Genomic DNA, 13,401 nt, shown 5'->3' with positions numbered 1-13,401 from the left:
CGTTAATGGGCGAGGCTGGCCCGTGAAGGCCGTGATTCCCGCAGGTAAGAGACAAACCGTTTAGCAGCGGCCGACATGGGCTGGTCACGCCGCCACACCAGCAGCCATTGTCGACGAATCGGAAACCCGCTGACCTTGAGTTGCACCAATTGAGGCCCGCGCGCAGGCGACGGCGTATCCACAATATCGGCCACCGCTAGGCGCGACACTACCGCCAAGCCCAGCCCGGCAGACACGGCATGCTTGATGGCTTCGTTGCTGCCTAGGCTCATGGCGATGTGCGGCTCGAACCCCACACGCGCAAAGTGCTGCTCCGCCGCCATGCGGGTGCCACTGCCGGGCTCCCGCATCAACCACCGCGCCTTCGCCAAGCGCGAAAGTGTGAGGCGCTTGCCAGCCAAGGGGTGGTCGGCCGCGGCAATCACGACCAATGGGTTGTCCAAAAAGGGAAAGGTGTCCAAAGGCAACTCGTCTGGCGGCAACATCATGACGCTGAGGTCGTCGCGGCTACGCTGCAGTCGGTCCACCACGCGGTCTCTGTTTTCTACGGTGAGCTCAATGTCAACGCCGGGGTGCGCTGCCGCAAAGGGGCCCAGAAGGTCAGGCACAAAATACTCGGCCGTGGTAACAGCGGCGATGCGCAAGCGCCCGCGCAACAAACCATGCACTTCGGCCATGCGGGTTTCAAAGCGCTGCCAGCAGCCCGTGATCTCGTTGGCAGCGTCTTGCATGGCTTCACCCGCTTGCGTGAGCCGCAGCTGGCGGCCCACGGTTTCGAACAGGGGCTCACCGACTGCGAGCGCGATCTCGCGCAGCTGAATGCTCACGGTGGGCTGCGAGACATGCAACTCTTGTGCGGCACGCGTGACAGAGCGCAAACGCGCGGTGGATTCAAACGCACGCAGCTGTTGGGGTGTTACACGCTGCAAGCGCTTTAGCAATGTTGGCATAGCTTTTTATCTATGGATTGCATGAAAACAAAGTATTTTTCATTATGCGCCAAAGTCCCTACAGTCACGCCGTTCCTCCACACCACACTGAGTACTTCATGAAAATAGATACCGCCCAACAACTCGCCCCAGCCCCCCATAACGAAGCGGATCGCGGCGCGGCTGACACCGTTGCCATCACGATTGCCCATGGCGATGGCATTGGCCCCGAGATCATGGAGGCGACCCTCAAAGTGCTACAGGCCGCGGGCGCACGCATCGCCCCGGAGACGATTGAGATTGGCGAGAAAGTGTATTTGTCAGGCAACTCTGCGGGCATTGCGCCTGAGGCATGGGACAGCTTGCGCAAGACCCAAGTGTTCCTCAAAGCACCGATCACCACGCCCTCGGGCGGTGGCTACAAAAGCCTGAACGTCACGATCCGCAAAACCTTGGGGCTCTATGCCAATGTGCGCCCCTGCGTGAGCTATGCCCCATTTGTGGCCACCAAGCACCCCAAGATGGACTTGGTCATCGTGCGTGAAAACGAAGAAGACCTGTACGCCGGTATCGAGCACCGCCAGACCGATGAGGTGTTTCAGTGCCTTAAGCTCATCACCCGCCCTGGCTGCGAAAAAATTGTGCGTTACGCGTTTGAATACGCACGCAACAATGGCCGCAAAAAGGTCACTTGCATGAGCAAAGACAACATCATGAAGATGACGGACGGCCTCTTCCACAAGGTGTTCGACGAGATCAAGCTGCAGTACCCAGAGATAGAAAGCGAGCACTTCATCATCGACATTGGTGCCGCCAAACTCGCCACCAGACCCGAGCGCTTTGATGTGATCGTGACGCCCAACCTGTACGGCGACATCATCAGCGACATTGCAGCCGAGATGACGGGCTCGGTGGGTCTGGCTGGCAGCGCCAACATTGGCGAACACATTGCCATGTTCGAAGCAATCCATGGCAGCGCCCCTGACATTGCAGGCAAAGGCATTGCCAACCCTTCGGGTTTGTTGCTCGCGGCGGTGATGATGCTGGTGCATATTCGGCAAGCCGACATTGCCAGCAAGATTCACAACGCATGGCTCAAAACCATTGAAGACGGCATCGTGACCGCAGAGCTTGCAGCCAGTGCAGTGGGCCGCCCCTTTGGCAGCATGGACTTTGCCGATGCCGTCATAGAGCGCCTGGGCCAGCTGCCCACTACCTTCAAACCGGTGTATTACAACAACCCAAGCGCGGTGGCGGCCCAGGCCCCTGCCTTGTACACCCGCGCCGCGCCCGCCAAAAAAGAAACCGTAGGCGTTGACGTGTTTGTGCATGATGCGCAGTGCACGCCTGAAGCCTTGGCGGACACACTGGGCGGCTTGGGTACCGCGTCCTTGCAGCTGCAGATGATTACCAACCGGGGTGTGAAGGTGTGGCCGGGCGGCTTTCCCGAAACCTTTTGCACCGACCACTGGCGCTGCCGCTTTGTCGCCCGCTCAACGGGCGGCACCATTGGCCACGCAGACATCATTGCGCTACTCACCCAGCTGACCGAAGCGGGCGTAGACGTCATCAAAACGGAGAACTTGTGCACCTTTGACGGCCAGCAAGGCTTTGCTTTGGGACAAGGGCAGTAACGGCCGCACGCTCCAAAAGGCCTGTACTGCAAGAGGTTCTGCCCACACAGGGGCAGAACCTCTGGTCATTCCGGCAGGCGATAGACCAGTACTTTGAGCGCACGCTCGGGATACGCGTCAGCAAACGCCGCTGGGTTGGGAAGGCGCTCTATGAACTGCAGTTCTGGCGCTTGTTCTTGCACATGGCCTTGCAGGAAGGCCGTGTCCAGCTCCGGGGCATTCAGGCACACCAGCGCATGGCCCCCAGGGGCCATCAGTTCAGGTAGGCGGCGCACGAGGCGGGCGTAGTCTTTGGTGGCAACAAAGCTGCCTTTTTGGTAGCTGGGTGGGTCCAACACCACAAGGTCGTAGGGGCCGCTGCGGGTGATCTTGCCCCAAGTCTTGAAGATGTCGTGACTTAAAAAGCGGACGCCGCTCTCGAACCCGTTCAGCCGGTGGTTTTGCTGGCCGGTGGCCAGCGCCCCCTGGCTCATGTCGACATTGATCACCTGATGAGCGCCCGCTTGCAAGGCCACCACGGAAAACGAACAGGTATAGGCAAACAGGTTGAGCACACGGAAGGCATAGGTCTTAGGGTGGGCAGCCACGTACTCGCGCACCCAGCGCCGGCCCTGTGCCATGTCCAGAAACAGGCCGTGGTTTTGCCCGCGTAGCACGTGCACCTTGTACTGGGTGCCGGCCTCGGTCACCACATGCGGCTCTGGCACGGTGCCGGCCATCAGACGGGTGTCAGCCAGGCCCTCAGCGCGGCACTGGAAGACCCAGTTGAGCGCGTGCTCCGGTGCGAGAGTGCTCCAGCGCACCGACAACGCAGCACCGATGGTGGCCAATGCGTCCTCGCCCACCGGTTTGAAGCTGGTGAGCACCAGCACCGGCGGGTACCAGTCCAAGGACCATTGTTCGCAACCGGGGTACAGACCGCCTCGGCCATGAAACAGGCGGCAGGCGTCGGGGGAGGAAATGTCCATCGAGGCGATGGCGTGGAGCAGAGCTTGCAAAGTGAAGGGCCTTCCATGGATGACTAGGCTGGAAGTGTATGCACCGCAGCCGCCACAAAAATGCCTATGGCGGGTATTGGCCAATCCAATTGGTTATTTCAATAGTCAAAACCTAAACTGCAACACAGCCCGATTTACCAACCGCAACAGGAGACCTGTATGACCACAGAAGCCAAGTGCCCCTTTCCCCACGCAGCCCGCAGCCACACGCAAGCTGCTGCGCCATCGAACGCCGATTGGTGGCCCAACCAGCTCAAACTGGGCATCCTGCACCAGCACGCACCGGCCTCCAACCCCATGGGCGAAGACTTCAACTACGCCGAAGCATTCAAATCGCTCGATCTCGACGCGGTGGTGCAAGACCTGACCGCGCTGATGACCGATTCGCAAGACTGGTGGCCTGCAGACTGGGGCCACTACGGCGGCCTGATGGTGCGCATGGCCTGGCACTCGGCCGGCACCTACCGCACGGCGGACGGCCGTGGTGGCGCCGGGTCCGGCAGCCAACGCTTCGCTCCTCTCAATAGCTGGCCGGACAACGGCAACCTCGACAAAGCCCGCCGCCTGCTGTGGCCCATCAAGCAAAAATACGGCCGCAAGCTCTCTTGGGCAGATTTGATGATTCTGGCCGGCAACGTGGCACTCGAATCCATGGGCTTCAAGACCTTCGGTTTCGCCGGTGGCCGTGAAGACATCTGGGAACCCGAGCAAGACATTTACTGGGGTGCCGAAAAAGCATGGCTGGCCACCAGCGACAAGGAAAACAGCCGCTACAGCGGTGGGCGCAAGCTCGAAAGTCCGCTGGCCGCTGTGCAAATGGGCCTGATCTACGTGAACCCCGAAGGCCCAGACGGCAAGCCAGACCCCGTGGCCAGCGGCCGCGATGTGCGCGAAACCTTTGCCCGCATGGCCATGAACGACGAAGAAACCGTAGCCCTGGTGGCCGGCGGCCACATTTTCGGCAAGGCCCACGGTGCTGGCGACCCCACTTTGGTGGGCCCCGAGCCAGAAGCCGCTGGCATTGAAGAGCAAGGCTTCGGCTGGATCAACAAACTCGGCAGCGGCAAAGGCGTGCACACCACCACCAGCGGCATTGAAGGCGCCTGGAAGCCCAACCCTACAAAGTGGGACAACGGCTACTTCGACATGCTCTTAGGCTACGAGTGGGCGCTGACCAAGAGCCCCGCCGGCGCGCACCAGTGGGTCGCCCAAAACGTGAAACCCGAGCACATGATTCCGGACGCGCATGACGCGTCCAAAAAGCACCCGCCCATGATGACCACGGCCGACATGTCGCTGCGTATGGACCCTGCGTACGAAAAGATCTCGCGCCGCTTCCACCAGAACCCGGCTGAGTTTGCGGATGCGTTTGCCCGCGCCTGGTTCAAGCTCACCCACCGCGACATGGGCCCGCGTACCCGCTACCTGGGCAAACTGGTGCCCGCCGAGGTGCTGAGCTGGCAGGACCCTATCCCTGCGGTGGACCATGCACTGGTGGATGCGGCTGACGTGGCCGCGCTCAAAGCTCAGGTGCTGGCTTCCGGCCTGAGCATTTCGGAGTTGGTGAGCACGGCGTGGGCCTCAGCGTCCACCTTCCGTGGCAGCGACAAGCGCGGCGGTGCCAACGGGGCCCGCATCCGCCTGGCCCCAGCCAAAGACTGGGCAGCCAACCAGCCTGCACAGCTGGCCAAGGTGTTGGGCAAGCTTGAAGCAATTCAGCAAGCCTTTAACGCCGCGCAAACCGGCGGCAAGAAGATTTCGCTGGCGGACTTGATTGTGTTGGCAGGCAGCGCAGCGGTAGAAGCTGCGGCTCACAAGGCGGGCCAGGCAGTGACCGTGCCTTTTGCCCCGGGCCGCATGGATGCATCGCAAGCGCAAACCGATGGGGAGTCTTACCAGGTGCTGGAGCCGGTGGCCGATGGCTTCCGCAACTACACCCACAAGGGGTTGGAGGGCGTGGCTGCCGAGTTGCTGCTCGACAAGGCGCAGCTGCTCACCCTGAGCGCACCGGAGATGACCGTGCTGGTCGGTGGCCTGCGTGCCCTGAACGCCAATGTGGGCCCAGCGCAGCATGGTGTGTTCACCACCCGGCCTGGAACCTTGAGCAACGACTTCTTTGTCAACCTGCTCGACATGCGCACGAAGTGGAGCAAGGCGACAGAGGCTGGTGTGCTCGAAGGCCGTGACCGCCAAACGGGTGCTTTGAAGTGGACTGGTACGGTGGTGGACCTGGTCTTCGGTTCCAACTCACAGTTGCGGGCCTTGGCTGAGGTGTACGCCACCCACGATGCGCAAGCCAAGTTTGTGCGCGACTTTGTGGCCGCATGGACCAAGGTGATGAACCTGGACCGCTTCGACCTCGCTTAATCGCTCCAAGGCGAAAGGCTTAGGCTTGCAAAAGCCGGGGCCTTTTTTTCATTGCTGGCGCGGACGGCGACAGAGCCACCTCAGCGGCAGACACAAAAAAACCAGCCCAAGGGCTGGTTTTTTTTCGGCGCTGCAAGGCGCGTGGTCAAGCGCTTACTGCTTGATGGCTTCCACCTGAACAATCAGCTTTACCGCGTCAGGAAAGCCAAAGTTCATGCCCCAGCCCATGCCCCACTGGGTGCGCTGGATGGTCGCTTCAAAGTCGCCACCACAGGTTTCACGTTTGAGCATGGGGTTGATGTAGCAATTGAAGTTGCTGGCTTTCAAAATCACAGGGTTGGTCTTGCCCAACAGGGTCAACTGGCCCGCCACTTCGGTGACCTTGTCGCCATTGAAGCTGAACTTGTCGGCCACAAACTTGATGGTGGGGTACTTGGCCACATCAAAGAAGTCGGCGCTTTGCAAGTGCTTGTTAAAGCCGTCGGTGCCCGTGTTGATGGAGGTGGCATCGATCGTCAAGTCCACCTTGCCTGATTTGCCTGCGCGGTCCAACTGCACGGTGCCCTCTTTTTTGTCGAAACGGCCACGGTTGGTGGACGTGCCGAAATGGCCAATCTCAAAGGTCACAAAGGTATGGGTAGGGTCCATGGCATAGGTGGCCGCTTGGGCATGCACCAAACCGCCCACCGATGACAGTGCCAAAGCCGCAGCAACAAAAGACAAACGCATAAATACTCCTTAATGAAGGTTCAAAAAAACAGGGGACTCACAACTTGCCAACGCCGCTGAGCGCGAGCTTGAACTTGACTTGCACATCGTCAGCCACCATGGAGGTGTCAGCCCACTCGTTCTCGCCAATCTTGAACTGCAAGCGCTTGAGGGCAAAGCTACCGCTTGCCGTGGTGCTGGGGCCTGCTTGGGTGAGTGCAAACGGAATCACCACGTCGCGGCTTGCGCCTTTGATGCTGAGCTTGCCGCTCACCTCGAACTTGCCGCCGCCCAGTGCTTTGACGGCGGAGGATTGGAATGCGGCTTGCGGAAACTTGGCCGTGTTAAACCACGTAGCTTTGGGCAATTCGGCATCGCTCTCCGGCGCACCCAGCGTAGCGCTGGCAATGTCTACGGTGAAGGCAATCTTGCTGGCGTCGGGCTTGGCCGGGTCAAAGCTGACTTGGGCGTCAAACTTCTTAAAGCGCCCCTCCACGGGAACGCCCATTTGCTTGCTCACAAACACAATTTCGCTCTGTGCAGGCACCAACTTTTGTTGGGCAAAGGCAGCAGGACTCGCCACCACTGCGACGGCGGCAATCAAAGAAAACAAACGGTGTGCGCGCATACCAAGTCTTTCAGGTCAACAGATAAAGAGGGGAAGTAAAAGGACTAGCGGCCGCGACCCGGCAACATGCGTTGCACCAAGCCATCGCGGTCTATCCATTGGTGCTTCAGCGCGGCTGCAATGTGCAGCAGGGCCAGCCCCACCAAGGCGAAGGCACTGATCTCGTGCCAGGGCTTGATAAGCTCCGCCAAGGCCTTGTCGGCAGGCACAAAGTCAGGCAGGGGCAGCACGCCAAACACCACAATAGGAAAACCTGCCGCCGAGCTGTAGGCCCAGCCGATCAAGGGCACAGCAAAGAACAAGGCGTACAGGGCGACATGCGTGCCGTGGTGCGCCCAGTGCTGCCACTTGGGCATGGCCGTAGCGATTGCGGACGGCAGTGCAGGCGGGCGGTGTGTCAAGCGCCACACAAGGCGCAATACGGCCAAGGCCAAGAGTGTGGTTCCCGCCCATTTGTGCCAGTTGTAGAGCTTTAGGCGTGTGGGAGAAAACGGCAAGTCGGCCATGTACAGGCCCACCGCAAACACCGCCAAGATGGCCAGCCCCAAAACCCAATGCAACACGATTGCCACCAAGGTGTAGCGAGGTTCTGGTGCGGTGTGCGAGGGACTGGGCGTTGTCATGGCCGCAAGTCTAGAAGGCCATGTCCCTTGAGCTTTTTAGATTTATTGAAGACACCATTCAAATTCTATGAATTTAAAAGTTCCCTGGATTGAAAAATTTATTTCAAACCCAAGGGCAGCGCCTCCCGAACCATGGCTCAGCATGCAATCCATGCTGGACATGGCGGCACGGTTGCGCCGAGGCCAAGCATGCAGACACTCGACCCAACGCTTGGGCGACGCGAATCACCCAAGCGCTAGCAACTTACCAGCAGCAGGGCATCAAGCCGCCACAGCATGCGATGCCCGCTGCGCAGCATGAGGCTGCGAACGCAGTGGCGGAAAAGGCCGATGCACCGAGTGCAGCGAAGGCCTTGAGGAAGATGGATTTCATGAAATTTCTCCAGTTGATACAGATAAACGGCGGGATAGTGCGTATCTCGCCTTTCAGTCTGGAGGTTTCCATGGCGGGAATGGGGAAGTTCCCTCCGGCGCTGAAGGGTTTGTTCCATGTGCTCCATGGCCCTCCACGAGTGGCTCACGAACTGGGCTAAGCACTATCGCTGGGGCGGTGGAACACACGCCGCAGCCGTGCTCCGAAGGGGAAAGCAGGCAACACGGGGCGCGATCTGCACAACAAGCCTTTAAGGGCTCAGCCATCGCACCCACACCCATACACGCCATCATCACCAAGGCCACAAGGCGGACAAAGGAGAGCTGGAGAATGCGCATAGGGAAAGTCTAACAAAGAACCCCGCATCGGTGTCGCGGGGCAATCGTCGCAAGCCGCTACCTGCCGGTGCTTCAGGCCTCGAACTGGGGGTGCAGTTGCCGAATGCGCGCCATGGCCATGCCAGCTGCTGCGGTGCGGGTTTCAACGCCCAGCTTAACGAACACGCGCTCTAGGTGTTTTTTGACGGTCATGGGGCTTGAGCCCAAGATGTCGCCGATGTCGCGGTTGATCTTGCCTTTGACCACCCAGTACAGCACCTCGGCTTCGCGGGGTGTGAGCTTGAAGCTCAGGGCGATCGCGTCCATCACGCTTTCGTCGGACACCTCTTGCATGATGATGAGCCAGTCGCCACCGCCTTCACTGTCGCCAATGTGTTGGTGCAGGCGAAAGGTCAAGCGCTTGGGGCCTTGCTCAATGCTGAGCCGTGGTGGCTCGCCCGACAGTTTGCCTGCGGCAACATCGGCCGCATTGCGCCGCAGCCATTGGCACACCGCCTCCGGGGTGTGGGGCGCCTCGCTGGCGTAGTAGCGCATTAGCAGCGCACGCGCCAAGGGGGTTTGCCACATGAGCTTGCCGTCGTGCACCCGCACGGTGATGCTGGCGTAGCCAAAGGCGTCCAGCGCGTTACGCGCCTGCCGGCGCTCACGGGCACCCGCCAAATGCACTTGCATGCGGGCCAGCACTTCTTTGGGCTTGATGGGTTTGGTCACGTAGTCCACGCCGCCGCTTTCTAGCGCGGCCACCAGGTACTCGGTCTCGGTCAAGCCCGTCATGAAGATGATGGGAATGTGCGCGGTGCGGGGGCTCGCCTTGAGACGCCGCGCCACGTCAAAACCGTCCATACCAGGCATCATGGCGTCCAGCAACACAATGTCTGGCAGAGCCTGCTCGGCGCGCTGCAAAGCGGCCTCGCCATGGGTGGCCAAGAGCACGGTGTAGCCGGACTCGTCCAAGGCGTCGTGCAAGACGGACAGGTTGTCGGGCACATCGTCCACGATGAGCACCACATCACAGTTGGCGCGGTCTAGGGTTTGGTCCAAGCGAGAACGAACTACAGGGGGCTTAGAGGGCATGGGTATCCGCTTGGAGTTGTTGGCCCATGGCCTCAAACTGAAACTGGCGGGCCAGGCTGCGCATCTCGTCCAGGAAAGCCGTGCATTCGGGCTGCACAGTGGCAATGCGGTCTAACACGTTCAGGATGCCCCGGTAGTAACCAAGGGCCACCACATCACGCAAGGCGTCTAAGTGTTCTGCACTGGGGCGCTGCAGCGCTGTGATTTCAGCGCTTGCCGGTTGGGGCAACGCGGGCTTTTCATTCGTGGGTGCGCCTGCCGCTGCTTCTGCCTGCGGCAACCACTGCAACCCCAGGCGCAGGGTGAGCCAGTCCAACAATTCTGAGTGCCGCACCGGCTTGACGTGAAAGTCTTCTGGGGGCACACCAACGTCGTTGTCTAGGCCCTTGTCAAACGCGTTGGCCGACACAATAGCGACGCGGCTAGGCGGGTAGGGGCTGCTGGCTTGTAAGGCGCGAATACGGCGCAGGGTTTCCCAGCCGTCAATGCCGGGCATGGCCAAGTCCATCAAGATGACATCGGGGTGCAAGCCCGCGCTCAGCAGGTCTAAACAGTCGTGGCCACTGGCAGCCGTGCGCAGGCTAAAGCCCAAGGGCTGCAGCACATGGACCAAGAGGTCTCGGTCGGCTTCTTCGTTGTCTACCACCAGCACGCTGCGCTGGGGGCCTTGGTACTGCACCCTGGCCCCCACCACGGCTTTGCGCACGGCCTTGGTTGCCGCCGCACCGATGGGCTGGTGCACCTCAGGCAAAAACAGCTTGACCTTAAACACCGCGCCATGCCCCACGCTGCTGACCACGCTGAGCTCGCCCCCCATCAGGTCTGTGAGCATTTTGGCAATGGTGAGGCCCAGCCCCGCGCCCGGCGCGGTGGCCCCCGGCGTGTTGGCCCGGGTAAACGGCTCAAAAATGCGCGCGTGCTCTTGCTCTGACAAGCCGGGGCCTGTGTCGGCAATCTCGACCCAAGCCATTTCCCGCGCGTAACGCACCCTGAGGCTGACTTGGCCGACGCTGGTGAACTTGATGGCATTGCCCAGCAAGTTAAAGAGGATCTGTCGCACCCGCTTTTCATCCGCGCGCACCACGGCAGGCAACACGCCCTCGATCTCAAATCCAAAGTCCAAGCCCTTGCCCTGCGCTTCCAGCTCAAACATGCTGGCGGTCTCTTGCACAAAGGCTGCAAACGCCATGGGCTTGACATTGAGCGTGAGCTTGCCGCTCTCGATATGGGCAATGTCTAAAGTGCCTTCAATGAGCGAGAGCAAGTGCTCCCCGCCGCGTTTGATCACGCCCACGGCCTGCTTGCGGTGGGGGGGAATAGACGCATCCTCCCCCATGAGCTGGGCATAGCCCAAGATGCTGTTGAGCGGCGTGCGCAGCTCGTGGCTGATGGCGCTGATGTAGCGGCTTTTGGCCTGGTTGGCTTGGTCTGCCGCATAGCGGGCTTCTTCGGCCACGCGCGTGGCTTTTTGCAAGGCCTGGTCGGTTTGGCGGTGCGACTCGATCTCGCGCATGAGCAAATGGGTTTGCCGGTTGGACTCTTCTTGCGCCACCTGGCGGCTCTTGTGCGCCAAGACCACCCACCACGCCACCAGGCCAGAAATCACAATGAGCACCAAATAGGCCTTTAAGAAGCCCGCACGCAAGGCGGCATGCGGGGCCTGCACCAACGCAGGGTCAGCCACAGCGTCGAGGGCTGCTTGGGCCAGGGCGCGCAACTCTTGGTGGTACAGCAGGCCAAACACACTGGCCAGTAGCAGCACGATGACCAACATCAAGAGCAAAAAGTAGCCCAAACCTGTGTCGAGGTACGGCCACACGCGCTGCGGCAGCAAGAAGCGCAACGTAGCCGACCATTGGCTTGAAAAACTGGCGTGGGGTTTGCACAGGTCGCCGCAGCGGGCGTCCAGCGTGCAGCACAGCGAGCAAATTGCGCCTTGGTAGGCTGGGCAGTGGGCCATGTCGGGCCCCTCGTACTCGCGCTCGCAAATCACGCAGCGCAGCATCGGCGAATGCTCTCGGGTGGTGTTCGCGGCTTGCAGCGCCCCACCCAGCGGCGCAGCGTGGGGGCCGGCCTCGCGTGCGATGTAGTACTTGCCCCGCGTGGCCCAAGCGATCAGTGGCGCCGCAACACACGCGGTGCCCAGCGCGATGATGGCGGAGAAGGCCTGCGCCAAAGGGCCAAAAGCACCCAAGTGCGCGGCCACCGACAACAGTGACGCCAAGGCCATTGCGCCCACGCCCACGGGGTTGATGTCGTACAGATGCGCGCGCTTGAACTCTATGCCCGGTGGCGACAAACCCAGCGGCTTGTTAATGACAAGGTCAGCCACCACGGCCATCATCCAGGCAATGGCCACATTGGAGTACAAGCCCAGCACATCGCCTAGCGCTTGGAACACATCCATCTCCATGAGCATGAACGCAATCAAGGTGTTGAATACGACCCACACCACGCGCCCGGGATGGCTGTGCGTCAAGCGCGAGAAAAAATTGCTCCAAGCCAAAGAGCCGGCATAGGCATTGGTGACGTTGATCTTGATCTGGGACACCACCACAAACAAGGCCGTAGCGGCGACCGCCCAGCCGTAGTTGGGAAACACGTATTCGTAGGCGGCCAAATACATTTGGTTGGGGTCTACGGCGCGTTCGGGTGGCACCGCGTGGCTGATGGCCAAGTACGCCAAGAGCGCGCCCCCCAGCATCTTGAGCACGCCCAAGACCACCCAACCAGGCCCGCCCAGCAGCACGCTGGCCCACCACTGGCGCGCATTGGCCTGGGTACGTGCCGGCATGAACCGCAAATAGTCCGCCTGCTCCCCCATTTGGGTCATGAGCGCAACCCCCACCGTCAAGGCAGCACCAAACAAGGGCAGATCAAACCCAGCGTCTACCCCGCGCTCACCGATGTAGTGCACCACGCCCGTGAATGCACCGGGGTCGCGCATCAGCACATAGACATAGGGCACCACCAGCATCACCAACCACAGAGGTTGGGTCCACACCTGCAAGCGGCTGATGGTGGACACCCCGTAGGTGACCAGCGGGATCACCACCACCGCACAAATGAGGTAGCCCCACTTGGGTGGGATGTTGAGCGCCAGTTCTAGCGCGTAGGCCATGACGGCGGCCTCTAGCGCAAAGAAGATGAAAGTGAACGAAGCGTAGATCAGCGATGTGACGGTGGAGCCTATGTAGCCAAAACCCGCGCCCCGGGTCAACAAGTCCATATCCACCCCATAGCGGGCGGCGTAAATGCTGATGGGTAGGCCCGCCAAAAAAATGATGAGCCCCGTGGCCAAGATGGCCCACAGCGCGTTGCTAAAGCCGTACTGCACCAAGAGGGTGGCGCCTACCGCCTCCAAAATCAGAAACGAGGCCGCACCAAACGCCGTATTGGCCACACGCCGAGGTGACCACTTGCGAAAACGCTGCGGCGTGAAGCGCAGCGCATAGTCTTCCATGGTCTCGCTGGCCACCCAATCGTTGTAGTCACGCCGCACCAAGGTGATGCGCTGCCAAGCGTCTGGGCGTGCACCAGCGGGTGGCGAAGCCTGCGGTTCGGCAGGGGATAGGGGGAGCGAAGAGGTCACCACCAAGCTGGTGCAGTTTTCATGCCACGGCACGGCTTTTGCGTAATGGCAAGAAGAAACGCACACTATAGGTTCGGCCATCTCGCTGGCCGCATGGGCCGTGCTGGCGAATCCCCTAGCTTTGGAGTGAAACAGAA

Annotated in this window: 10 protein-coding genes; 2 read left to right on the top strand and 8 right to left on the bottom strand. The window is 60.7% G+C overall.

Annotation, left to right across the window (positions count from 1 at the left end):
- Positions 1–2: 2 nt before the first annotated feature.
- Positions 3–950: a LysR family transcriptional regulator gene (locus tag EXZ61_RS03390; protein ID WP_142809025.1), complete on the bottom strand. Its 948-nt coding sequence runs from the start codon at positions 948–950 to the stop codon at positions 3–5.
- Positions 951–1,048: 98 nt separating this feature from the next.
- Between EXZ61_RS03390 and EXZ61_RS03385 the strand changes: the two genes are divergently transcribed.
- Positions 1,049–2,563, top strand: a complete 1,515-nt coding sequence (locus tag EXZ61_RS03385) for an NADP-dependent isocitrate dehydrogenase (RefSeq protein ID WP_142809023.1) — start codon at positions 1,049–1,051, stop codon at positions 2,561–2,563.
- 65 nt (positions 2,564–2,628) lie between these two features.
- Here the strand turns inward: EXZ61_RS03385 and EXZ61_RS03380 are convergent, their stop codons facing one another.
- Entirely contained in the window at positions 2,629–3,561 is a 933-nt protein-coding gene (locus EXZ61_RS03380; protein WP_142809021.1) for a class I SAM-dependent methyltransferase, read from the bottom strand.
- Positions 3,562–3,720: 159 nt separating this feature from the next.
- Between EXZ61_RS03380 and katG the strand changes: the two genes are divergently transcribed.
- A complete protein-coding gene (gene katG, locus EXZ61_RS03375) occupies positions 3,721–5,928 on the top strand; it encodes a catalase/peroxidase HPI (RefSeq protein ID WP_142809019.1) in 2,208 nt (735 codons plus the stop codon).
- A 153-nt stretch (positions 5,929–6,081) separates the two neighbouring features.
- Here the strand turns inward: katG and EXZ61_RS03370 are convergent, their stop codons facing one another.
- From EXZ61_RS03370 to EXZ61_RS03350, 6 genes are all read right to left on the bottom strand, one after another.
- The gene (locus EXZ61_RS03370) at positions 6,082–6,657 is read right to left on the bottom strand and encodes a YceI family protein (protein WP_142809017.1); all 576 of its coding nucleotides are present in this window, start codon (positions 6,655–6,657) and stop codon (positions 6,082–6,084) included.
- A gap of 37 nt (positions 6,658–6,694) precedes the next feature.
- Positions 6,695–7,264 (bottom strand): YceI family protein, encoded by a 570-nt coding sequence (locus EXZ61_RS03365; RefSeq protein ID WP_142809016.1) that lies wholly within the window; start codon positions 7,262–7,264, stop codon positions 6,695–6,697.
- A gap of 44 nt (positions 7,265–7,308) precedes the next feature.
- Positions 7,309–7,887: a cytochrome b gene (locus tag EXZ61_RS03360; protein ID WP_142809014.1), complete on the bottom strand. Its 579-nt coding sequence runs from the start codon at positions 7,885–7,887 to the stop codon at positions 7,309–7,311.
- A 236-nt stretch (positions 7,888–8,123) separates the two neighbouring features.
- Positions 8,124–8,378, bottom strand: coding sequence for a hypothetical protein (locus tag EXZ61_RS21865; protein WP_168224689.1), 255 nt, complete (start codon positions 8,376–8,378; stop codon positions 8,124–8,126).
- 292 nt (positions 8,379–8,670) lie between these two features.
- Positions 8,671–9,672 (bottom strand): response regulator transcription factor, encoded by a 1,002-nt coding sequence (locus tag EXZ61_RS03355; protein WP_142809012.1) that lies wholly within the window; start codon positions 9,670–9,672, stop codon positions 8,671–8,673.
- Positions 9,662–13,345 (bottom strand): hybrid sensor histidine kinase/response regulator, encoded by a 3,684-nt coding sequence (locus EXZ61_RS03350; RefSeq protein WP_142809010.1) that lies wholly within the window; start codon positions 13,343–13,345, stop codon positions 9,662–9,664. Before EXZ61_RS03350 ends, EXZ61_RS03355 begins: the two co-directional genes overlap by 11 nt.
- Between the last annotated feature and the right edge of the window lie 56 nt (positions 13,346–13,401).

Source organism: Rhodoferax aquaticus (assembly GCF_006974105.1).
In the GTDB taxonomy this organism is placed as follows: Bacteria; Pseudomonadota; Gammaproteobacteria; order Burkholderiales; family Burkholderiaceae_C; genus Allorhodoferax; species Allorhodoferax aquaticus_A.
The sequence above is the reverse complement of the archived record's forward strand: the minus strand, read 5'-3'. Positions and strand labels throughout refer to the sequence as shown.

Bases quoted from the DNA above. Each gene is read 5' to 3' on its own strand.
- EXZ61_RS03390 (WP_142809025.1), bottom strand. From the start codon at position 950: ATGCCAACATTGCTAAAGCGCTTGCAGCGTGTAACACCCCAACAGCTG.
- EXZ61_RS03385 (WP_142809023.1), top strand. From the start codon at position 1,049: ATGAAAATAGATACCGCCCAACAACTCGCCCCAGCCCCCCATAACGAA.
- katG (WP_142809019.1), top strand. From the start codon at position 3,721: ATGACCACAGAAGCCAAGTGCCCCTTTCCCCACGCAGCCCGCAGCCAC.
- EXZ61_RS03370 (WP_142809017.1), bottom strand. From the start codon at position 6,657: ATGCGTTTGTCTTTTGTTGCTGCGGCTTTGGCACTGTCATCGGTGGGC.
- EXZ61_RS03365 (WP_142809016.1), bottom strand. From the start codon at position 7,264: ATGCGCGCACACCGTTTGTTTTCTTTGATTGCCGCCGTCGCAGTGGTG.
- EXZ61_RS03360 (WP_142809014.1), bottom strand. From the start codon at position 7,887: ATGACAACGCCCAGTCCCTCGCACACCGCACCAGAACCTCGCTACACC.
- EXZ61_RS21865 (WP_168224689.1), bottom strand. From the start codon at position 8,378: ATGGAACAAACCCTTCAGCGCCGGAGGGAACTTCCCCATTCCCGCCAT.
- EXZ61_RS03355 (WP_142809012.1), bottom strand. From the start codon at position 9,672: ATGCCCTCTAAGCCCCCTGTAGTTCGTTCTCGCTTGGACCAAACCCTA.
- EXZ61_RS03350 (WP_142809010.1), bottom strand. From the start codon at position 13,345: ATGGCCGAACCTATAGTGTGCGTTTCTTCTTGCCATTACGCAAAAGCC.